This window comes from Spiroplasma endosymbiont of 'Nebria riversi', assembly GCF_018831625.1.
Lineage (GTDB): Bacteria > Bacillota_I > Bacilli_A > Mycoplasmatales > Nriv7 > Nriv7.
In genome coordinates this window covers 1,285,344-1,306,330 of sequence record NZ_CP065193.1, presented here as the reverse complement: position 1 = coordinate 1,306,330, position 20,987 = coordinate 1,285,344, and the positions used below count along the sequence as shown (strand labels likewise).

The 20,987-nt window shown below is 24.7% G+C and carries 27 protein-coding genes and 5 pseudogenes; 11 read left to right on the top strand and 21 right to left on the bottom strand.

Annotated features, from left to right (window positions below; all coding sequences use genetic code 4):
* Positions 1–35 precede the first annotated feature (35 nt).
* From I5Q57_RS08485 to I5Q57_RS08460, 6 genes are all read left to right on the top strand, one after another.
* Positions 36–251, top strand: a complete 216-nt coding sequence (locus tag I5Q57_RS08485) for an RNA methyltransferase PUA domain-containing protein (protein WP_215826115.1) — start codon at positions 36–38, stop codon at positions 249–251.
* Between the two features lie 152 nt (positions 252–403).
* Positions 404–775 carry an RsmE family RNA methyltransferase gene (locus tag I5Q57_RS08480; protein ID WP_215826114.1) on the top strand — a complete coding sequence of 124 codons (372 nt, stop codon included), beginning with the start codon at positions 404–406 and terminating at the stop codon, positions 773–775.
* A gap of 2 nt (positions 776–777) precedes the next feature.
* A complete protein-coding gene (locus I5Q57_RS08475; protein ID WP_215826113.1) occupies positions 778–1,218 on the top strand; it encodes a hypothetical protein in 441 nt (146 codons plus the stop codon).
* Between the two features lie 65 nt (positions 1,219–1,283).
* Positions 1,284–1,922, top strand: a complete 639-nt coding sequence (deoC, locus tag I5Q57_RS08470) for a deoxyribose-phosphate aldolase (protein ID WP_215826112.1) — start codon at positions 1,284–1,286, stop codon at positions 1,920–1,922.
* Positions 1,923–2,092: 170 nt separating this feature from the next.
* Positions 2,093–2,263, top strand: coding sequence for a 30S ribosomal protein S21 (rpsU, locus tag I5Q57_RS08465; RefSeq protein WP_215826111.1), 171 nt, complete (start codon positions 2,093–2,095; stop codon positions 2,261–2,263).
* A 73-nt stretch (positions 2,264–2,336) separates the two neighbouring features.
* Complete coding sequence (locus I5Q57_RS08460; protein WP_215826110.1) at positions 2,337–3,254, top strand: cysteine peptidase family C39 domain-containing protein; 918 nt, start codon at positions 2,337–2,339, stop codon at positions 3,252–3,254.
* Between the two features lie 85 nt (positions 3,255–3,339).
* Here the strand turns inward: I5Q57_RS08460 and I5Q57_RS08455 are convergent.
* Positions 3,340–4,502, bottom strand: a pseudogene (locus I5Q57_RS08455) (IS3 family transposase).
* A 22-nt stretch (positions 4,503–4,524) separates the two neighbouring features.
* On the opposite strand from I5Q57_RS08455, the pseudogene I5Q57_RS09525 reads away from it, so the two are divergent.
* Positions 4,525–4,785, top strand: a pseudogene (locus tag I5Q57_RS09525) (IS3 family transposase); the annotation flags it as partial.
* A gap of 91 nt (positions 4,786–4,876) precedes the next feature.
* Positions 4,877–5,560 (top strand): UPF0236 family transposase-like protein, encoded by a 684-nt coding sequence (locus I5Q57_RS08450; RefSeq protein WP_215826109.1) that lies wholly within the window; start codon positions 4,877–4,879, stop codon positions 5,558–5,560.
* Positions 5,561–5,986: 426 nt separating this feature from the next.
* Here I5Q57_RS08450 and I5Q57_RS08445 read toward each other — a convergent pair whose 3' ends face one another.
* The 12 genes from I5Q57_RS08445 to I5Q57_RS08390 form a co-directional block, all read right to left on the bottom strand.
* Complete coding sequence (locus I5Q57_RS08445) at positions 5,987–6,169, bottom strand: hypothetical protein (RefSeq protein WP_215826108.1); 183 nt, start codon at positions 6,167–6,169, stop codon at positions 5,987–5,989.
* A 459-nt stretch (positions 6,170–6,628) separates the two neighbouring features.
* A complete protein-coding gene (locus I5Q57_RS08440; RefSeq protein WP_256444939.1) occupies positions 6,629–7,216 on the bottom strand; it encodes a UPF0236 family transposase-like protein in 588 nt (195 codons plus the stop codon).
* Positions 7,217–7,692: 476 nt separating this feature from the next.
* The gene (locus tag I5Q57_RS08435) at positions 7,693–7,998 is read right to left on the bottom strand and encodes a hypothetical protein (RefSeq protein WP_215826107.1); all 306 of its coding nucleotides are present in this window, start codon (positions 7,996–7,998) and stop codon (positions 7,693–7,695) included.
* Positions 7,999–8,293: 295 nt separating this feature from the next.
* Positions 8,294–8,653 (bottom strand): IS1/IS1595 family N-terminal zinc-binding domain-containing protein, encoded by a 360-nt coding sequence (locus I5Q57_RS08430; protein ID WP_215826106.1) that lies wholly within the window; start codon positions 8,651–8,653, stop codon positions 8,294–8,296.
* A gap of 127 nt (positions 8,654–8,780) precedes the next feature.
* Positions 8,781–8,927 carry a hypothetical protein gene (locus I5Q57_RS08425; RefSeq protein ID WP_215826105.1) on the bottom strand — a complete coding sequence of 49 codons (147 nt, stop codon included), beginning with the start codon at positions 8,925–8,927 and terminating at the stop codon, positions 8,781–8,783.
* Complete coding sequence (locus tag I5Q57_RS09970) at positions 8,902–9,246, bottom strand: DinB/UmuC family translesion DNA polymerase (RefSeq protein ID WP_369806580.1); 345 nt, start codon at positions 9,244–9,246, stop codon at positions 8,902–8,904. The genes I5Q57_RS08425 and I5Q57_RS09970 overlap by 26 nt, the downstream gene beginning before the upstream one ends.
* A gap of 141 nt (positions 9,247–9,387) precedes the next feature.
* On the bottom strand, positions 9,388–10,029 hold the full coding sequence (locus tag I5Q57_RS08415; RefSeq protein ID WP_215827088.1) for a Y-family DNA polymerase: 642 nt from the start codon (positions 10,027–10,029) through the stop codon (positions 9,388–9,390).
* A 33-nt stretch (positions 10,030–10,062) separates the two neighbouring features.
* Positions 10,063–10,878: a TlyA family RNA methyltransferase gene (locus I5Q57_RS08410; protein WP_215826103.1), complete on the bottom strand. Its 816-nt coding sequence runs from the start codon at positions 10,876–10,878 to the stop codon at positions 10,063–10,065.
* A gap of 13 nt (positions 10,879–10,891) precedes the next feature.
* Positions 10,892–11,629, bottom strand: coding sequence for a hypothetical protein (locus I5Q57_RS08405; RefSeq protein ID WP_215826102.1), 738 nt, complete (start codon positions 11,627–11,629; stop codon positions 10,892–10,894).
* Entirely contained in the window at positions 11,598–12,053 is a 456-nt protein-coding gene (locus I5Q57_RS08400; RefSeq protein WP_215826101.1) for a transcription antitermination factor NusB, read from the bottom strand. The genes I5Q57_RS08405 and I5Q57_RS08400 overlap by 32 nt, the downstream gene beginning before the upstream one ends.
* A gap of 86 nt (positions 12,054–12,139) precedes the next feature.
* On the bottom strand, positions 12,140–12,430 hold the full coding sequence (locus tag I5Q57_RS08395; RefSeq protein WP_215826100.1) for a hypothetical protein: 291 nt from the start codon (positions 12,428–12,430) through the stop codon (positions 12,140–12,142).
* Positions 12,417–12,728 carry a hypothetical protein gene (locus I5Q57_RS08390; protein WP_215826099.1) on the bottom strand — a complete coding sequence of 104 codons (312 nt, stop codon included), beginning with the start codon at positions 12,726–12,728 and terminating at the stop codon, positions 12,417–12,419. Before I5Q57_RS08390 ends, I5Q57_RS08395 begins: the two co-directional genes overlap by 14 nt.
* Positions 12,729–12,782: 54 nt before the next feature.
* On the opposite strand from I5Q57_RS08390, the pseudogene I5Q57_RS08385 reads away from it, so the two are divergent.
* A pseudogene (locus I5Q57_RS08385) lies at positions 12,783–13,894 on the top strand (IS3 family transposase).
* A 759-nt stretch (positions 13,895–14,653) separates the two neighbouring features.
* Here the strand turns inward: I5Q57_RS08385 and I5Q57_RS08380 are convergent.
* The 8 genes and pseudogenes from I5Q57_RS08380 to I5Q57_RS09520 all read right to left on the bottom strand — a co-directional run.
* A complete protein-coding gene (locus I5Q57_RS08380) occupies positions 14,654–15,427 on the bottom strand; it encodes a TIGR00282 family metallophosphoesterase (RefSeq protein ID WP_246534697.1) in 774 nt (257 codons plus the stop codon).
* 14 nt (positions 15,428–15,441) lie between these two features.
* A complete protein-coding gene (ylxM, locus tag I5Q57_RS08375; RefSeq protein ID WP_246534696.1) occupies positions 15,442–15,768 on the bottom strand; it encodes a YlxM family DNA-binding protein in 327 nt (108 codons plus the stop codon).
* 7 nt (positions 15,769–15,775) lie between these two features.
* Positions 15,776–16,747 (bottom strand): signal recognition particle-docking protein FtsY, encoded by a 972-nt coding sequence (ftsY, locus tag I5Q57_RS08370; RefSeq protein WP_215826098.1) that lies wholly within the window; start codon positions 16,745–16,747, stop codon positions 15,776–15,778.
* Between the two features lie 23 nt (positions 16,748–16,770).
* Entirely contained in the window at positions 16,771–17,910 is a 1,140-nt protein-coding gene (gene mnmA / locus I5Q57_RS08365) for a tRNA 2-thiouridine(34) synthase MnmA (RefSeq protein ID WP_215826097.1), read from the bottom strand.
* Between the two features lie 328 nt (positions 17,911–18,238).
* Positions 18,239–18,799, bottom strand: a complete 561-nt coding sequence (locus I5Q57_RS10170) for a transposase (protein WP_501985961.1) — start codon at positions 18,797–18,799, stop codon at positions 18,239–18,241.
* A gap of 64 nt (positions 18,800–18,863) precedes the next feature.
* On the bottom strand, positions 18,864–19,199 hold the full coding sequence (locus tag I5Q57_RS10165; RefSeq protein ID WP_440137647.1) for an IS1/IS1595 family N-terminal zinc-binding domain-containing protein: 336 nt from the start codon (positions 19,197–19,199) through the stop codon (positions 18,864–18,866).
* Between the two features lie 165 nt (positions 19,200–19,364).
* A pseudogene (locus I5Q57_RS08355) lies at positions 19,365–19,613 on the bottom strand (transposase); the annotation flags it as partial.
* A gap of 226 nt (positions 19,614–19,839) precedes the next feature.
* Positions 19,840–20,100 (bottom strand): annotated as a pseudogene (locus I5Q57_RS09520) (IS3 family transposase); the annotation flags it as partial.
* Positions 20,101–20,199: 99 nt separating this feature from the next.
* On the opposite strand from I5Q57_RS09520, the gene I5Q57_RS08350 reads away from it, so the two are divergent.
* Both I5Q57_RS08350 and I5Q57_RS08345 read left to right on the top strand, forming a co-directional pair.
* Positions 20,200–20,550: a hypothetical protein gene (locus I5Q57_RS08350; RefSeq protein WP_215826095.1), complete on the top strand. Its 351-nt coding sequence runs from the start codon at positions 20,200–20,202 to the stop codon at positions 20,548–20,550.
* A gap of 6 nt (positions 20,551–20,556) precedes the next feature.
* Positions 20,557–20,865, top strand: a complete 309-nt coding sequence (locus I5Q57_RS08345; protein WP_369806579.1) for a DDE-type integrase/transposase/recombinase — start codon at positions 20,557–20,559, stop codon at positions 20,863–20,865.
* Positions 20,866–20,987 lie beyond the last annotated feature (122 nt).

The following is a 20,987-nucleotide window of genomic DNA, read 5'->3' as shown; positions in this document are numbered from 1 at the left end:
AAAATGATATAATTAATATTGGAGTAGGTGATATAATGCAATGTTGTTTTGATCATTTTCAAGATGAATTCGGCAATTTAATTTTTAATGATATTGATACTCATCATTTAGTTAATTTTTTAAGATTTCAAATTAATGACTTGTTAATTGCTGTATATAATGGCAAAAAATATCAAACGAAGATAATTGAAAAGAAACCACAATTAAAAGTTGAAATTCAAAAAAATTTATTGGAAAATACCGAATTATAAATAGTTGTAATATTATTAATGCCATTGCTTAAACAAGATCGTAATGATTGAATTATTCAAAAAGCAACCGAATTAGGTGTGACACGAATTATTGGTATTGCTTTAGAACGAAGTATTACTAACATTAAACGAAATGATGATAAGAAAAAAAGATGATGCGTTGACAAAAGTTTGCTAAAGAAGCAGCACAACATTCGAATCGTAATCAAATTCCAAAAATTGTTGATATTATTACTGATTTTACTGCTATTATTCCTTACAAGAGCGCGTTAAATTTAATTGCTAATGAATTAGCATTAGCAACCCGTTCATTGCCGGCACTAATGTTACCATTATCCAAGTCAACAAGTATTACTTTTATTTGTGGACCTGAGGGTGGTTTTAGTGATAAAGAATTAGAATTTTTTAATTTTGAAGGTTTTCATGCAATTAATTTAGGAAAAAGATTTTTAAGATCAGAAACAGCTGTTTTAGCATTTCTTGCTAATATCGGTTATGAACATGAAAAGTTAAAGGAGCAATAAGAATGTCTTTAAGTTCAAAGCGAATGGGTGCAATTTTAAATTTATTATTTGCAATTAATTGATTGTTTTTAACAATGGTATTTATTAGCCTTCAAAAATCAAATTTACCTTTAAGTGGTGGCTTTGAAATTGCTAGTTATTTAATTCCATTAATAACTTTATGTTTAATAATGGTTTATGTTTGATTAACTTATGTATCAATTAAGAATTTTGATATTAAATATCAATTTAAAGCATATAAATACTTAATATTAATCGTATTGATGGCAGTGATGTCAATTTTAGCTAATTTATTAATTTTAATTGCTAAAAATCAACAAAATGCTATTTTAGCATTTGGTTTATCAATTGGAATTTCTGGAATATTTGGTTTAGTAACAATTATCTTTGATATTAAGTTTTTTATTCAAAGGTTAAAATGAGAGGCGTTATCAAAAAGTTAAATTTCTACCCTAAATGATGAATTAATAATTAAAAATAAATAATTAGTAGGAGGTCTGCTTGTTTTATGAAACTGAATGAATTTATTGATTATACTTTATTAAGTTCACATGCTACGAGTCATGACATTCAAAAAATTTGTGTGGATGCTGAAAAGCACAAATTTGCTAGTGTATGTGTTAATCCTATTTATGTTAGTCATGCTAAAAATTTGTTAAAAAAGACAAAGGTTAATGTGTGTACTGTTGTTGGTTTTCCATTGGGTTCGGTGCCTACAAATATTAAAGTGTTGGAAACAGAACAAGCTGTTCGTGATGGTGCCGATGAGATTGATATGGTTATTAATGTTGGAGCTTTAAAAGAAGGGGCATATACGGTAGTATTAAATGATATTAAGCATGTTCGCGCTGTATGTCCAAAACAAATTTTAAAAGTTATTATTGAAACTGCATTATTAACGAAAGAAGAAAAAATTCAAGTTTGTAAATTAGCTTTGCAAGCACAAGCAGATTTTATTAAAACTTCAACAGGATTTGCTAAAAGTGGTGCTAAAGTTAAAGATATTAAATTAATTCGTAGTATTGTTAAGGATAAAATGTATATTAAAGCGTCAGGGAAAATTAAAAATAAAGCACAGGCAATAAAACTTATTAAAGGTGGAGCAGACCGGCTGGGGATTAGTAAAGCAGCGTTATTGATGGTTTAGTTGCTAATTAATTTTAGTTATAAAAATGGTTTTAATTTTTTGTGAATTTTGTTTCATTATTTGCAATTTTATATCATATTTATTAAATCATTTGCATTTTATAGCAAAAACAAATTATAATTATAGGGTCTAGCTATAAAAAAATATAGGAAAATGGAGTTGAAAATTAAATGGCCACAGTTGTTGTAAAAAAGGATGGAGAAGATATTGATCAAGCTTTACGCAGATTTAAAAAAGCTGCTTCTCCAATTAAAAGAGAATTAGAAAAGCGTAAACACTTCCGTTCTCCCAGAGAAAAACGTTTATTTAAACAAGCACAAAATCGTAAATTTTCTCGTTAATAATTAACGAGATTTTTTTATGTTTTACAAGGAAAAAAAATATTAGATAAGTAAAAGTAGTAATGGGGATTAAATGTTGTATCCATTAATATGACAAGAGCAAAAAAATGATTGTGCTGTTGCTTGTTTAGCAATGTTAATTAAATATTATCACAAGCAACGAATTTCGTTAGAAACTTTAAAACAAGAAGCATCATTTCAATGAGAATATTGAAGTATTAAAACATTGAAAGCGGTAGCCTATTCACAGGGAGTGTTATTAACGCCATATCATTGTAATTTTGAGCAACTTCAAAAGTTATCGTTAAAAACGCCTTGAATTTTATATGTTAATAATGACAATGGTGAAGCTCATTTTATTGTTGTTTATAAAAAACATCGAAAAAAATTTTTAATTGCTGATCCTAGCAAGGAGAAATTACAATGAGTAACAAATGAATATTTACAAAATATTTATTCTGATACTTTAATTATTAGTGCTAAAACAATAATCCTTGCTAGTAAACAAAAAAATCTTGTTACTTGTTCATTATTTTATTTATTACAACCATGTTTAATGGTAATTTCGGGACTATTGGTTATTAATTTATTATTAACGGTAATTAATTTTTTAGCAAATATGTTAGTAAAAGTATTTGTTGATAGTCATCATCTTTTTATTTTAAATAATATTTGATTAAAGATTTTATTAGGTTTTATAATTATTATTTTAATGAAAATGATTGTTAGTTTTTGTCAACAAAAAATAATTTTAATGTTAACTCATAATTTTATTACTAGTATGACACATCGATATTATTTTGCTATTAGTGAAAGTAATTTTATAATAATGGAACAATATCAAGATAGTGATTGATTGCAAAGAATTGAGGATTTAACTATTGTTTGTAGTTTATTAACAACAAAGTTATTACACAAGGTATTCATATTTTTGTTATGGCAATTATTAGTGCTATATTGTTATTTTTTATTCATTGATGATTTTTACTAGCGATTGGATTGCAGTCATTAATTTTGTTATGTATTAATTTGTTATTTCATAATTTTTGGTATGACAACCCTTTTTTGGACAGTTTTTATGTAGACTGTCATTTTCTAAATTCAACAGGCGTTAAATAATTTAAACTGCCATGTATTCTAAGATTATTGTATCAATTAACAAAATCAAATAATTCGCATTTTAATTGTGTTAAATTTTCAAATTTTTTACCCTTGATAAATTCCGTTTTAAAAGTTTTGTAAGTTGTTTCAGCCACAGCATTGTCATAAGGACAACCCTTCGCACTCAATGATCTTTTAATATTAAAGGTTATTAAAATTTCATCAATGATTTTATTTTTGAACTCATTACCACGATCAGTATGAAATAAAGTTATTTTATTTAATGGTCGTGTTATTTTATGAAAAGCTTGTTGAACTAGTTCGGCGGTCTTGTTTGGTCTGGCGCTATAGCCAATTATTTCTCGATTAAACAAGTCAATTAATAAACAAATATAATGTCATTTTCCTCCAACTTGCACATATGTTAAATCACTAACAACAACTTCATTAGGTTTTTTGTTATTAAATTGACGATTTAAAACATTACTAATTTGGTCATTATTAACCATTTTTTTATGATTATGATATTTTAATTTGGTGTATTTAGAAACCAAATTATTTTTGATCATAAGGAATCTGATTTTTCGACGTGATAAGATAATATCTTTTCTCATTAAAACAGCTTTAATTTTACGAGCACCATAAATTTTACGACTTTTATTAAATGCACTGATAACTTCTTCTTCATAATTATTAACATCATACTTAACACAATTATTAGTTTGATAATAATATGTTGATTTTGCTATTTTTAATATTTGACACATTTTTAGTACGGAATATTTTTCTTTATTATTGTTAATAATTCCTATTTTTTGCCAATTATCAGTGCTGCTTGCTTTAAAATGTCATTTTCCATTCGTAATTGTTGGTTTTCTTTTCGCAAGTAAATTAATTCATTTTCTTCGACAGCGCGATTATCTTACACTTTAAATGATCCAAAATTATTAAAATTTTCAATTCACTGATATGCGGCTGATTTTGAAACCCCGTATTCTTTAATAATTTCAACAATGCTTTTTCCGTTTTGATAAAGCATAACAATTTGTTTTTTAAATTCATTTGAATATGAGTTTTTCCCCATTTTTATCTCCCTACGCTTTATTAAAATTGGATAGGTTACAATAAGTTGGGCCATATTTATGTGGATTTTCAAATAAAATAAAATTATTGATGAAATTTTAAACACTTTTAAAATTAAAAGATCATTAAACAATAAGGGGTGTCCTTATGATAATGCTGTTGCTGAAACAACTTACAAAACCTTTAAAACGGAATTTATTGAGGGTAAAAAATTTGAAAATTTAACATAATTAAAATACGAATTATTTGATTTTGTTAATTGATATAACAACATTCGAATTCGCGGCAGTTTAAATTATTTAACGCCTGTTGAATTTAGAAAATGACAGTCTACATAAAAACTGTCCAAAAAAGGGTTGCCATACCAAATTTTTTCTTATTTGAAAGTCCGCATAAATATGGTCCAACTTATTGTAACCTATCCATACAATGGATTATCGTGATTTATTAATTAAAGAATCGCAAAAACATTATGTGAATATTAATTATGACAAAATAATTGTTTGTGGTGATGGTGCTACTTGAATTAGAGAAATTGCCAATAGTTTTGGTAATGTTAGATATATTTTAGATGGCTATCACGCTATTAAAAAATTAAAACAAACGGCATTTAATATTATTTTCGAAAATCGTAAAGTAGCACTAAATATTTGAATTAAATTATATAAGAATGGAAATCATCAAGAATTAATCAAAAACATTCATAATGTTGCTAAAAATGAATTAAATAAAGATATTAAAATAAATTTAAGAAAGGCTAGTAATTATTTCAGTAATAATAAGCAAGGTATTCATAACCAAAATTTAGAATGAAATATTGGTTGTAGCATCGGAAGTGATGTATCACATTTAGTAAAACAACAATTAGGCTACGGGGCGAAAATATATAATCATAAGAATTTAAATAACTTATTGCATTTAAGAATGGCAAATTTAAACAATTTAAATGTATTACATTACTTTAATGAAAGTATTAATTCAGAAATAGAAATCAGAAAAGAAATATATAAAAATTCATTATGAAATAAATATAATAATAAAAATGATGATAGTTGAATTAGTAAAGGTAATATTGTAAATTCACAAATAAATATAATAGATTTAAGTAAGTAAAAATATTAGTTAAAATTAAAAAAAATTTATATAAAATTAATAATTTTTTATTGTGTAAAAATTAAATAATATGATAGAATGATGATGAATAAAAATGACAATAATAAGAAAGGCAGGGTTAGTTTAGTAATTAAATAATATAATTAGCTGATTGTTTTACTTCTTCAAAGCAATACCTAAGAAAACTAAACGCGACCATTAAGTATATATATCCTATGTATGATTTTTGTTGTAAAAAAATTATTTTAATGTTGTTTTTATAACCTTTTATTAAAATTATGTTTGTTAATATTAAATATTTTGTTTTATTACTTATTTTTAAAATAAAATGATAATTAAATTGTAATTACTTTTCTTTTAAAATTATTCAAAACTTTATGCGTCCTTATTAAATTTTCACTAATATATATTAATTTATATTTTTACTTACTTAAATCTATTATATTTATTTGTTACAATATTACCTTTATAATTAATTCAACTATCATCATTTTTATTATTATATTTATTTCATAATGAATTTTTATATATTTCTTTTCTGATTTCTATTTCTGAATTAATACTTTCATTAAAGTAATGTAATACATTTAAATTGTTTAAATTTGCCATTCTTAAATGCAATAAGTTATTTAAATTCTTATGATTATATATTTTCGCCCCGTAGCCTAATTGTTGTTTTACTAAATGTGATACATCACTTCCGATGCTACAACCAATATTTCATTCTAAATTTTGGTTATGAATACCTTGCTTATTATTACTGAAATAATTACTAGCCTTTCTTAAATTTATTTTAATATCTTTATTTAATTCATTTTTAGCAACATTATGAATGTTTTTGATTAATTCTTGATGATTTCCATTCTTATATAATTTAATTCAAATATTTAGTGCTACTTTACGATTTTCGAAAATAATATTAAATGCCGTTTGTTTTAATTTTTTAATAGCGTGATAGCCATCTAAAATATATCTAACATTACCAAAACTATTGGCAATTTCTCTAATTCAAGTAGCACCATCACCACAAACAATTATTTTGTCATAATTAATATTTATATAATGTTTTTATAATTCTTTAATTAATAAATCACGATAATCCATCGTATTTATTCGTTTACCAACTTTTAACATTAGAAAATGACCTCGTTTGTTTTCTAATTCTCTACGAGCATTTTTATAATTTTTTTCTTTATGTCCGGTATGAAAAGTAACTAAACGAATTCTTTGGTCTTGTTTAACTTTATGATCTAATGTCGCTAAAAATGTCTCATCTAGCTGAATATATAAATCCTTATTTTTGACATCAATTCTAGTTTTAGTTTCTTTTTCTGCTAGTTGAAAATATTCGGCAATATCATATTTATTTAAAATACTTGAAATACTAGCTTTTGAAATATAACAATGATTTAGAGCATCTAAAACATCTCGACAGCGTTTGCCATCGCCTAAAAGACTTAAAACTTTAAATTGGACATCAAAATAAATGCGTTGTTTGGGCAACAAACCAATTTCTTTATCTAACAAACATACATATTCAAATTTACCTGATTTTTGATTTCAATATTTATATCGGCGTCGTTTAAAAATAACTTCACCAAAAATTGTAATAATTGTTCTTGAAGCAAAATGAACTACTTTATAACCTTGTTTTAAGCGAAAATGATATTTATATAAATATTCATATAATTTTTCATATTCGTTGGCCAGTTGTTAACATTTATTTGTGTACATATTTTTATGGGTTGTAAATAAGTTTAATCAATGTTTATTTTCTGGGGTTTTTAAATTATTATTAATTTTTAACATAATAAATTACCTTTCTTGATAGTAATTTCAATAAAGTTTAATTTAGTTAATTTATTTTTCTTTTTTAAAGATAAATGTTTTTTATAACTAGTATTCAACATTATGAAAAAATGATAAAAATTATTATTTAATGATATATAATTAAATTCCAAGGCAAAGAAACTGTAGATTAATTTTTGGAGAAAGTAAAAGGTGCTATAGATTTTATTAATTAGTAAAAATTCATTTTAATTTTGTCGAAAACTCTTGATAAAATAAAAAAATCATCAACTTGATAATTTTAAAAGGCTTTTATGTAAAATTACTATTTTTACTTTAATTTTTTATACATTAAAATATAATACCGCTGTTTGTTGGTTTGGAGTTAAACCCTTATGTTGGTATTTTCATTTTCAGAGATTTAAATAATTTTGAATATTAGTAAAACCTAAACCATGATAATGAATTAAGGCTTCTTTAAGACTAGATTGTAATTTACTGATTTTATTTAAGTTACGATAACTAGCTTCAGGATTAATTGTTGTTTTAGTTACACATAAAGTATAATTTGTTTGTTTTGCTACTAAAAAATATAATTTTTGCATATCAGAAGTAATAATTGAATTTTGGTTAATTAATTCTTTGTTCATATTTTCAATAACTCATTTTTTTTTGTAAACGTTTGGTGTTTGTGGATTTAACATAAATATTGTTATTATTATCAACTGCCATTTTAATACAGCATTTAGTATTAGTCGCGAATGGGTCAAGGTGAATTCTTCGTGGATCAGTTTTATGTTTGAAATTTCTTTTCTGAATTTCTTTAATAAATGTTTCATCGATTTGTATTTTACCAGATAATTTTTTAAATTTTAATTGGGTATTTTCTAATTGTTTTTATTTCATTAATTTTTGACGATTATATCAAGAAGTTTTTAATGTAGTTTAAATAAAACGAGAAATTGTTTTACTAGATTGCCCCAGCAATGAAATTTGAATCAATAAATTTCATTGTTCATAATTTAAATGAATTCAATAAATAAAATGATTACAAAAAGCGTCAAAACTTGCACGGCAATTTTTACATAAATATTTTTGTTTTCCTTCTGAATTATTTCCATTTTTAACGCAATGGTAAGATTCACATTTAGGGCATTTAATACCTCGTGCTCTAAATTTTTGATCAATTTCATTTAAACGTTTTTGTTTTTTTATTAATTCTGCTTGTTGTTTGACTTTTTCATAAAATTCTAAAAATTGATCATCTGTTAAAGTATTTACTAGTTCTTGAATTATTTTTTCCATAATTATTATCTAACTCTATCATATTAAAAATATACCTAAAATTAGGTATATTCAATAAATATCAAGAGTTTTCTACAAAATTAAAAAAATGTCTTAAAATTTTAAGACATTTTTATTTATTATATTATTATTTATATTTTTTAGTTTTATTTTTAGTAGCATAGCTATTATTATTTTTAGAATAAATTTTGTCTAAATATTTTTTACCAGTCATACTAATTTCTTGTTTTCATCGCCTATTTATTTTTTTAATTATTGTCTCTTGTACGGTCATTTGTGATTTTTTCTCCGATGATAGATAATGCGGGATTAAATAATTCAAGTTGGATATTTAAGTCATATTGATTAACTGTTTTTCCTAAATTAATTCTAATGGCACGAATTGAATGATAGTTTCAAATGGTTTCAAATAAATATAAAACCGAGGAATAAATGGTATCAATATCATTAGTATAATCAGTTAATGAAATTCGTTTAGATGTTCACTGAGTACGATTAGTTTTGAAAACGAAAGTAATTGTCTTCCCCACTAATGAATTACTCTTAGCACGACTAACAACTTTGCAAGTTAAATCCAATAAATATTGTTTAATTTCATCAATATTTTAAGTATCATATTCAAATGTTAAATCATGACTAATTGATTTTTGTTCTTGAAAATTAATCTGATCATTAATGTTTGATGTTTTTCCGAGAGTTATTTGTTTAAGAACAAAATAACCTTTTCCTATTATTTATTGTAAATCTCAGTTATTAGTGCTAGTTTCGAAGTCGCCAATAGTATTAATATTAATATTTTTTAATTTTTCAGTTGTTTTTTTGCCGATACCGGGTAGTTCTTTAATATCTAATGGTCATAGTTTAGTTTTGATATTATGAGGTTTAAAAATAAATATTCCTAATGGTTTATTAACTTTTGATGCCATTTTAGCTAAAAATTTGTTATAAGAAATTCCAATACTACAAGGTAAATTTAATGAATTTAAAATATTGTTTTGGATTGCTTTAGCGCATTCAAATGCATTATTATATTGAAGATAAATATTAGTTGCGTCTAAACAGTATTCATCAATCGAAGTTATTTCTACTTTATTGGTAAAATTATTTACTAATAAATTGAAAATTTTATGTGAATACTCAATATAAAGTTCACGATTGACGTTAATACAAATTAATGTCGGGCATAACACTTTTGCTTGATATAAGGGCATGGCGGTTTTAATATTATATTTTCTCGCTTCATAGTTATTTGAAGCAACAATTGCTCTTCTGGATTGACTACTAACAACAATAGGTTTGGAAACAATCCTTGGATCAATAACTTGATGACAACTAGCAAAAAAAGCATTCATATCAATATAAAATATCAATTTCATCTTTTAACTTATCCTTTTTAGTTAATATAAAATCTATTTGGTGGTATTTGTAAGGGTATTAAAAGCATCATCTACTAATTTTATAACATCAATTTCTTTGCTTTGTAAAAGGTTATTGAAAAATAAATGAGCTAAATATTCAATATTTCCTTTCTTATGGCCAACGATTGGACTATAAATTAAACCTTGTAAAGAAAAACCATATTCTTTAAAAAAAGCAATTAAATTATTTAATACTTGATAATGCACTATGGGGTTTTTAACAACGCCCCCTTTTTCAATTTGCGTTCTACTACTTTCAAATTGTGGTTTAATTAAACAAACTAATTGACCTAGGGGCATTAAAATTTCTGTTAAAACCGGAATAATTTTTGTTAATGAAATAAAGGCAACATCAATAGCACAAAAACTAATATTATCTTTAAACATTTCTTTCTTGACATAACGAAAATTAGTATTTTCCATAACAATTACTTGAGGGTGAATTCGTAATTTTCAAGCTAATTGATTAGTACCGACATCTAAACTATAAACCAATTTTGCTTGATTTTGTAACATACAATCAGTAAAACCACCCGTAGAAGAACCAATATCTAAACATACAAGATTTTCTAAATTGATATTAAACGCTTTAAGAGCTTTACTTAATTTATATCCCCCACGAGAAACAAATTGATTATTTTGTTTTTTTATTCTAATAATACTGTTAAGGGCAAATAAAGTTCCTGACTTAATAATTAATTCATCATTTACAAGTACTTGATGATTAATAATGGCACTTTGAGCTTCGGTTCGGGAATGAAATAATTCTTTTTGAACTAATAACATATCTAATCGGATTTTTTTCATTGTTGTTCTTCACTTACGATAAATTTTTCATTTTGTTTATTGATTTGTTATTGAGGATAATAAATTCGTTAAATTCTAAAGGATATATTGTAGCAATAGCATTAATATATTTTTCCATAATATTAAGCTTTACAATTAAAAGATTTTGTGTTGTCAATTGGTCTAATAAAGAAGGAATTTTAGCTTTTCGGGCCAAGGTTTCACGATGTAATAAAAAATATAATGCTAAATAAAAACCAAAATTATAATAATAAGTTTTGTTATTTTCTTTGTGATTAAAAATTGCTACCGATTCAAATGAATTACCAATCAGATGGGCGAGAAGATAAAATTTTTTATTTCTTACTAATTCTAAACCTTTTAACTCGTCAATATTTTTAATTTTACTATTATAGGTATCTTGTAATTGTAATTCAATTGGTGATTTAATTGCAGAACTAACTGCTAAGTTTTGAAAAAATTCATTAATTACTTTCAGATTTTTAATTTTTTTAATTTCTAAATCAAAAAGATAAATTTGACTACAAACTATAGCTTTGCAAGAAATTAAATGACGAATAAATAACTCGGGACTTAATTTTTCATTAACAATTAATAGACCTAATGCTTGCATAAAAATACTATGTTTAGTAACAACATTTAAAATATACAAACCATCTTGGATAATTTCTGGATTATTGGTTTGTTTTATGGTTTTAATTAATGTTTTCTTTGCTAATTTAATAGATTTCTTCAATAATTCATTTCCCATAGTTGTCATCCTTGTTAGTTTTTTTCTTCTCATTATCAGCAATACTTTGCAAAATGCCATTAATATATTTATATTCAGTATTGATGAAATACTTTTTAGTAATAAGAACTGCTTCATTAATAATAATTGCTGAATTTTCCTTTAAAATCAGTAATTCATAAGTTGCTCACAATAAAATTCCTTGCTCTAAATTAGATAATTTAGAAAAATGTCACCCTACTTTTAAGTACTTATTAATAATTTTAATTATAATTTTTCGTTGTTCGAAAAGATGGATTAAATTATTAATAATTTCCGCATTAAAATCTTCTTCATTTTCTTTAATTTCTTTAATAATTGTTTCTAAGTCATAATTTAATAATTGTTGTTGATAGATAAAAAAAATTATGCTTTCTCTTATATTGTGCTGTGAATTTTTTTCCATATTTTAACCACCGTTATTACTAATTTTAGCATAAAAGAAAGCATATTTTCTATTTAATAGAAAATATGCTTAATTCAAATATTTTATTATTCTTTAATATGTTTTTCATTAATATAATTTTCATATTCGACATCTGTTAGTGCCTTATCAAAATTACCAACAATGGTATTTGCTTGTAATGATTGAATAACAATTCTAACAAAATCTTTAAAATCAGAATTTTCAGTAACTAAGCGGTCAATTGTTGCTCAATCAAGAGTTTCTTTTTCTTTTGCTGGAAATAAAATAATACTTTGCTTAATATTATTAGGATTTAGCTTAATAACACCAATATTAAAAGCATCATTAAGTCTTTTTAATTCATTAATAAAGTCCATTACTTTCATAAATTTTTAAGGCTACTAAATACCCTTCATTGGCTCAAGATGAATTTGATACTGCTCGGAAATAAGATTCACGAAGATTAGCAAAACTTAATTCTTTTTTTAATTCAAATGAATAAAACTTTGTTTTCAAAGCTACTAAATATTCTTTTTGTAACTTTAAAGTTTTTTTACTAAAATCATTAAATGGAAAATGAACGCCAACAATATCAGGATGCAATCATTTATTTTTACCAGAAACTTTTTTACTTGAAAGTTCATGAAATGGATAGGTTACAATAAGTTGGACCATATTTATGTGGACTTTCAAATAAAATAAAATTATTAAGAAAGTAGGAAGATAAAAATGGGGAAAAACTCATATTCAAATGAATTTAAAAAACAAATTGTCATGCTTTATCAAAACGGAAAAAGCATTGTTGAAATTATTAAAGAATACGGAATTTCAAAATCAGCCGTATATCAGTAAATTGAAAATTTTAATAATTTTGGGTCATTTAAAGTGCGAGATAATCGCACTATCGAAGAAAATGAATTAATTTACTTGCGAAAAGAAAACCAACAATTACGAATGGAAAATGACATTTTAAAGCAAGCAGCACTGATAATTGGCAAAAAATAGGAATTATTAACAATAATTATTAACAAAAATATTCCGTGCTAAAAATGTGTCAAATATTAAAAATAGCAAAATCAACATATTATTATCAAACTAATAATTGTGTTAAGTATGATGTTAATAATTATGAAGAAGAAGTTATCAGTGCATTTAATAAAAGTCGTAAAATTTATGGTGCTCGTAAAATTAAAGCTGTTTTAATGAGAAAAGATATTATCTTATCACGTCGAAAAATCAGATTCCTTATGATCAAAAATAATTTGGTTTCTAAATACACCAAATTAAAATATCGTAATCATAAAACAATGGTTAATACTGACCAAATTAGTAATGTTTTAAATAGTCAATTTAATAACAAAAAACCTAATTAAGTTGATGTTATTGAAATAAAATATGTGCAAGTTGGAGGAAAATGACATTATATTTGTTTATTAATTGACTTGTTTAATCGAGAAACAATTGGCTATAGTTCAGGACCAAACAAAACCGCTGAACTAGTTCAACAAGCTTTTCATAAAATAACACGACCATTAAATAAAATAACTTTATTTCATACTGATCGTGGTAATGAGTTCAAAAATAAAATCATTGATGAAATTTTAATAACCTTTAATATTAAAAGATCATTGAGTGCGAAGGGTTGTACTTATGACAATGCTGTGGCTGAAACAACTTACAAAACTTTTAAAACGGAATTTGTCAAGGGTAAAAAATTTGAAAATTCAACATAATTAAAATGCGAATTATTTGATTTTGTTAATTGATACAATAATCTTAGAATACATGGCAGCCTAAATTATTTAACGCCTGTTGAATTTAGAAAATGACAGTCTACATAAAAAGTGTCCAAAAAATGGTTGCGATACCAAAATGGCGGTTGAATTAACGGACGCATAAAGTTTTGTTAGGTGGGTAAAGATTTGAATAATTTTAAAAGAAAAGTAATTACAATTTAATTATCATTTTATTTTAAAAATAAGTAATAAAACAAAATATTTAATATTAACAAACATAATTTTAATAAAAGGTTATAAAAACAACATTAAAATAATTTTTTACAACAAAAATCATACATAGGATATATATACTTAATTTGCATATTGAAATAATTTATAAATTATTTATAATAAATGATTATTTTTTCTTTTTTTAAAAATACCTAAGAAAAATAAACGCGACCTTAACAACTTGTATTTAATTTTCAAAGAACAAATTTTAACACCTTATAAAATAAAAAGACAATCATTACTGATTGCCTTAATACTTATTCAAATATGCTCCCACCTAACAAAACTTTATGCATCCCTTAAAATCAGCTTTACTATTGAAAAAGTCATGAAAAAAAATAATTAATTTGTTTTTATTAATATCAACTTGATAGTTAGCCAACAAGGAAAAGCAATCACTCATTATTAATGAATGCTTTCTAATTTCGGGTTTTTGAATTGATAAAACTTCGCTAACACCAATTCTTAATAAATTATAAATTCGACGGAAAATAAAACAAAAACAACGGTAAATGCTAGTAAAAATCACATTCAATAATTTCGTAAAAAATTAATAAAAATCATAATTATTTAATAACCTTATGATATTCTTTAGTGTGGATTAATATTAATATTTTCAATTTTTATAACTTTATTAGTAATATCATCAATAAATAAAACAATACCATTAATTTGCCCCTCACCAATTGCTGGTTTAAATTTAATTGGCAAATTATTTTTCTGACGATAAATAACTTCTGTTGGATTAGCGCCAATAATTGAATAATAAGCTCCCGTCATTCCAATATCAGTAATAAATCCCGTTCCTTTTGGCAAAATTCTCGCATCATTAGTCTGTACATGCGTATGCGTTCCTCATAATGCTGTAATCTTGCCATCATAATTTCAAGCTAAAGCAATTTTTTCAGCACTTGCTTCAGCGTGGCAATCAACTAAGTGAATATCACTGTCATCTTCTTTTAAGAGCGTATCCATTTCAAAATATGCATTTTGTGAAGAACCCATAAAAGCACTACCAATTAAATTGGTAACGCGAATTTTCTTATCTTTAACAGTAAATATTGAAGAACCTTTACCTGAATGGTAGGGATTACTATTTAATGGTCGTAAAATATCATCATTATCAACGATTAAATCTAACATATCTGGATTATCAAATGTATGATTACCACCTGTAATCACATCAACATTAATTCGCTTTAAAAAATGATAATGCTCTTTAATCATTGATTTTCCATGACTAATATTTTCTCCATTAACAATGACAAAATCAATTTGATAATCTTTTCTTAATGATGCTAAATATTCTTCTAAAATATTACGACCAACTTGACCATAAATATCACCAATAACTAAAATATTCATATTTTTCCTTCTTTCTAATCAATTTTTCTTAACTCAGCAATTAACATTTCTACATTTGCTTCCGTTTCATTTTCATAATATGCATATAATGTTTTTCGACGAATATCTTTTGCTAATAACTGCATCTTTTCTTCATAAGTATTTAGGATATTAATTATCTTACTAATCGCATCGTGAACAGCACTACGCGAAACATTTAAATCATTAGCAATCTCTTGTAATGAAAAATTTTCCATTAAATAAAGCGAAAAATATTTTTGTTGTTTCGGTGTTAATAACTTACCATATAAATCATATAATAAATTTAATTCATTAGTCTTACTAAGATCTCACATTTTCATCCTTATCCTATCTACTCGTAACTTCTTTTGTTGTTAATCCTTGAATATATTGTTCTAAATCAAATTCTTCCAAGTCATCAAGTTTTTCGCCAAGACCAATATATTTTACAGGAATATTTAAACTTTCTTTAATCGCTAAAATAATTCCTCCCTTAGAAGAACCATCCATCTTGGTTAAAATAATTCCCGTAACTGGGGCTACTTCGGTAAAATTTTGTGCTTGGGAAACGCCATTTTGTCCCGTTGTGGCATCAACTACTAATAATGTTTCGTGGGGGGCATCAATGATTACCTTTTGAATAACTTTATATATTTTATTTAATTCATTCATTAAATTAGTTTTAGTTTGTAATCTGCCTGCACTATCACAAAGAACAACATCAACTTCTAATTCTTGACCTTTTTTAATACCCGTATAAATAACACTAGCAGGATCTTGTTGTTCTTTACTAGGCACCACAATTGGCACTTGCAAGCGTTTTGCTCATTGCGATAATTGTTCAACAGCACCAGCTCTAAAAGTATCCCCTGCTACTAATAAAACTTTTTTATTTTGTTGTAATAGCAAATAAGCTAATTTAGCAATTGATGTTGTTTTACCAGCACCATTAACACCAACAACCAAAATAACATTTAATTGATTATCCAAAACATTTAAAGTCGTTGTAATAAACGAATTACTAGCATAAATAGCAAACATCTTATCAATAATAAGTTCATTAATTATTTCAGGATCCTTAATATTATTAATTCTAACTTCATTTTTAATTTCATTAACAATTTGCAATGCCATTTTAACGCCAACATCAGCTAAAATTAATGTATTTTCTAATTCTTCAAAATATGTTTCATCAATAACACGATGCTTAGTAACTAAAATCTGTAATTTTTGTAAAAAAGATTTTCGGGATTTATTCAACCCTTTTTTATATTTTAAAGAGCTTTTAGATAAGATTTTATCTTTTAATTTTTTTAACATTAAATCCTCCTAATATGAATAACTTATAAATAATTTAATAATTTATTATCATTAAACACTTGATCAATTACTCCACTACCTAAACAAACATCGCCTTGATAAAATACTGCAACTTGCCCCGGAGTAAGAGCTCTTACCTTATTTGCAATAACAACATTAACACAATTATTATCTAATAATAATAATTTGACATCATAAGAAATTTGTTGATAACGAAACTTTGCTGTAATCGGTAAATTTAATAATGGTAAAGAATTATTAATTCAGTTAACATCAGTAACTAAACAACCATTAGCTCATAATCATTCCTTATCGCTGCCACTAGCAACAAAAAGAATTTTTTGATGATAATCTTTACCTACAACAAAATAACGATTATTCATTCCTGATAAATCAATGCCTTTTCTTTGACCAATCGTATAATACATAATCCCTTGATGCGTTCCAATAACTTTATTACTTTTAATATTAACAATATTACCAACTTGGGCAGGAATATAATTTTGTAAAAATTGTTTAAAATTTCTTTTACCAATAAAACAAATTCCTGTTGAATCTTTTTTATTAGCTGTTACTAAATTTAATTTCTTAGCTAATTGCCTAACTTCTACTTTTTTAATATCACCTAAAGGAAAAATAGTTTTTGCTAACTGTTCTTGATTTAATTGTGATAAAAAATAAGTTTGATCTTTTGTTTCATCTTTTGCTTTTAATAATTCATATTTTTTTGTTTCATCATTATATTTAACTTTAGCATAATGTCCCATAGCAATATAATCAGCATTTAACTTTTCCAATGCATAATTTAAAAAAGCAGAAAATTTAATATATTTATTACATAAAATATCAGGATTAGGGGTGCGCCCTTTTTTATATTCTTCTAAAAAATAAGTAAACACATATTGTCAATATTCCTCAACAAAATTAATACGATATAAATCAATATTTAATTGTTCAGCAACTTTTTTAGCATCTAAATAATCAACTTGCATTGGACAAATAGCATCATTAATAGATTTATTTCCTAAAATATCATTATTTACTAATGAATCTCAATTACGCATAAATAATCCAATAACATCATATCCTTGTTGTTTTAATAAATATGCCGCAATGGAAGAATCCACTCCCCCACTCACACCAATAACAACTCGTCCTTTCATCAATTTCACCTTCTCAAATTTATTAACTTTTCCTATTAATTTTACAACAAATTACATCTTTTTATAATTTAGGGTCGCGTTTAGTTTTCTTAGGTATTGTTTTGAAGAAGTAAAACAATCAGCTAATTATATTATTTAATTACTAAACTAACCCTGCCTTTCTTGTTATTGTCATTTTTATTCATTACCATTCTATCATATTATTGAATTTTTACACAATAAAAATTATTTTAATTTTGTAGAAAACTCTTGATAAAATAAAAAAAAATCATCAACTTGATAATTTTAAAAGGCTTTTATGTAAAATTACTATTTTTACTTTAATTTTTTATACATTAAAATATAATACCGCTGTTTGTTGGTTTGGAGTTAAACCCTTATGTTGGTATTTTCATTTTCAGAGATTTAAATAATTTTGAATATTAGTAAAACCTAAACCATGATAATGAATTAAGGCTTCTTTAAGACTAGATTGTAATTTACTGATTTTATTTAAGTTACGATAACTAGCTTCAGGATTAATTGTTGTTTTAGTTACACATAAAGTAGAATTTGTTTGTTTTGCTACTAAAAAATATAATTTTTTCATATCAGAAGTAATAATTGAATTTTGGTTAATTAATTCTTTGTTCATATTTTCAATAACTCATTGTTTTTGTAAACGTTTGGTGTTTGTGGATTTAACATAAATATTGTTATTATTATCAACTGCCATTTGAATACAGCATTTAGTATTAGTTGCGAATGGGTCAAGGTGAATTCTTCGTGGATCAGTTTTATGTTTGAAATTTCCTTTATGAATTTCTTTAATAAATGTTTCATCGATTTGGATTTTACCAGATAATTTTTTAAATTTTAATTGGGTATTTTCTAATTTTTTTGATTTCATTAATTTTTGACGATTATATCAAGCAGTTTTTAATGTAGTTTTAATAAAACTAGAAATTGTTTTACTAGATTGCCCCAGCAATGAAATTTGAATCAATAAATTTCATTGTTCATAATTTAAATGACTTCAATAAATAAAAATGATTACGGAAAGCGTCAAAACTTGCACGGCAATTTTTACATAAATATTTTTGTTTTCATTCTGAATTATGTCCATTTTTAACGCAATGGTAAGATTCACATTTAGGGCATTTAATACCGTGTGCTCTAAATTTTTGATTAATTTCATTTAAACGTTTTTGTTTTTTTATTAATTCTGCTTGTTGTTTGACTTTTTCATAAAATTCTAAAAATTGATCATCTGTTAAAGTATTTACTAGTTCTTGAATTATTTTTTCCATAATTATTACCCACCTCTATCATATTAAAAATATACCTAAAATTAAGTATATTCAATAAATATCAAGAGTTTTTTACAAAATTAAAATAATATGTTGATTTTGCTATTTTTAATATTTGACACATTTTTAGCGCGGAATATTTTTCTTTATTATTGTTAATAATTCCTATTTTTTGCCAATTATCAGTGCTGCTTGCTTTAAAATGTCATTTTCCATTCGTAATTGTTGGTTTTCTTTTCGCAAGTAAATTAATTCATTTTCTTCGACAGTGCGATTATCTTGCACTTTAAATGACCCAAAATTATTAAAATTTTCAATTCACTGATATATGGCTGATTTTGAAATTCCGTATTCTTTAATAATTTCAACAATGCTTTTTCCGTTTTGATAAAGCATGACAATTTGTTTTTTAAATTCATTTGAATATGAGTTTTTCCCATTTTTATCTTCCTACTTTCTTAATAATTTTATTTTATTTGAAAGTCCACATAAATATGGTCCAACTTATTGTAATCTGTCCAGTAATTAATTTTTGGAGAAAAGAAAAGGTGTTATAAATTTTATTAATTAGTAAAAATTCACGAAAGGGATTTAATTAATATGAAAAAATTTGGTATGGCAACGCTTTTTTGGACACTTTTTATGTAGACTGTTGTTTTCTAAATTCAACAGGCGTTAAATAATTTGGGCTGCCGTGAATTCGAATGTTGTTATATCAATTAACAAAATCAAATAATTCGTATTTTAATTATGTTAAATTTTCAAATTTTTTACCCTCAATAAATTCCGTTTTAAAAGTTTTGTAAGTTGTTTCAGCCACAGCATTGTCATAAGGACAACCCTTCGCACTCAATGATCTTTTAATATTAAAAGTGCTTAAAATTTCATCAATAATTTTATTTTATTTGAAAGTCCACATAAATATGGTCCAACTTATTGTAACCTATCCAAAAAAATAGGAATTATTAACAATAATAAAGAAAAATATTCCGTGCTAAAAATGTGTCAAATATTAAAAATGGCAAAATCAACATATTATTATCAAACTAATAATTGTTTTAAGTATAATGTTAATAATTATGAAGAAGAAGTTATCAGTGCATTTAATAAAAGTCGTAAAATTAAAGCTGTTTTAATGAGAAAAGATATTATCTTATCACGTCGAAAAATCAGATTCCTTATGATCAAAAATAATTTGGTTTCTAAATACACCAAATTAAAATATCATAATCATAAAAAAATGGTTAATAATGACCAAATTAGTAATGTTTTAAATCGTCAATTTAATAACAAAAAACCTAATGAAGTTGTTGTTAGTGATTTAACATATGTGCAAGTTGGAGGCAAATAATATTATATTTGTTTATTGATTGACTTGTTTAATCGAGAAATAATTGGCTATAGTGCCGGACCAAACAAAACCGCTGAACTAGTTCAACAATCTTTTCATAAAATAACACGACCATTAAATAAAATAACTTTATTTCATACTGGTCGTGGTAATGATTTCAAAAATAAAATCATTGATGAAATTTTAAGCACTTTTAATATTAAAAGATCATTGAGCGCGAAGGGTTGTCCTTATGACAATGCTGTGGCTGAAACAACTTACAAAACCTTTAAAACGGAATTTATTGAGGGTAAAAAATTTGAAAATTTAACATAATTAAAATACGAATTATTTGATTTTATTAATTGATATAACAACATTCGAATTCACGGCAGCCTAAATTATTTAACGCCTGTTGAATTTAGAAAATGACAGTCTACATAAAAAGTGTCCAAAAA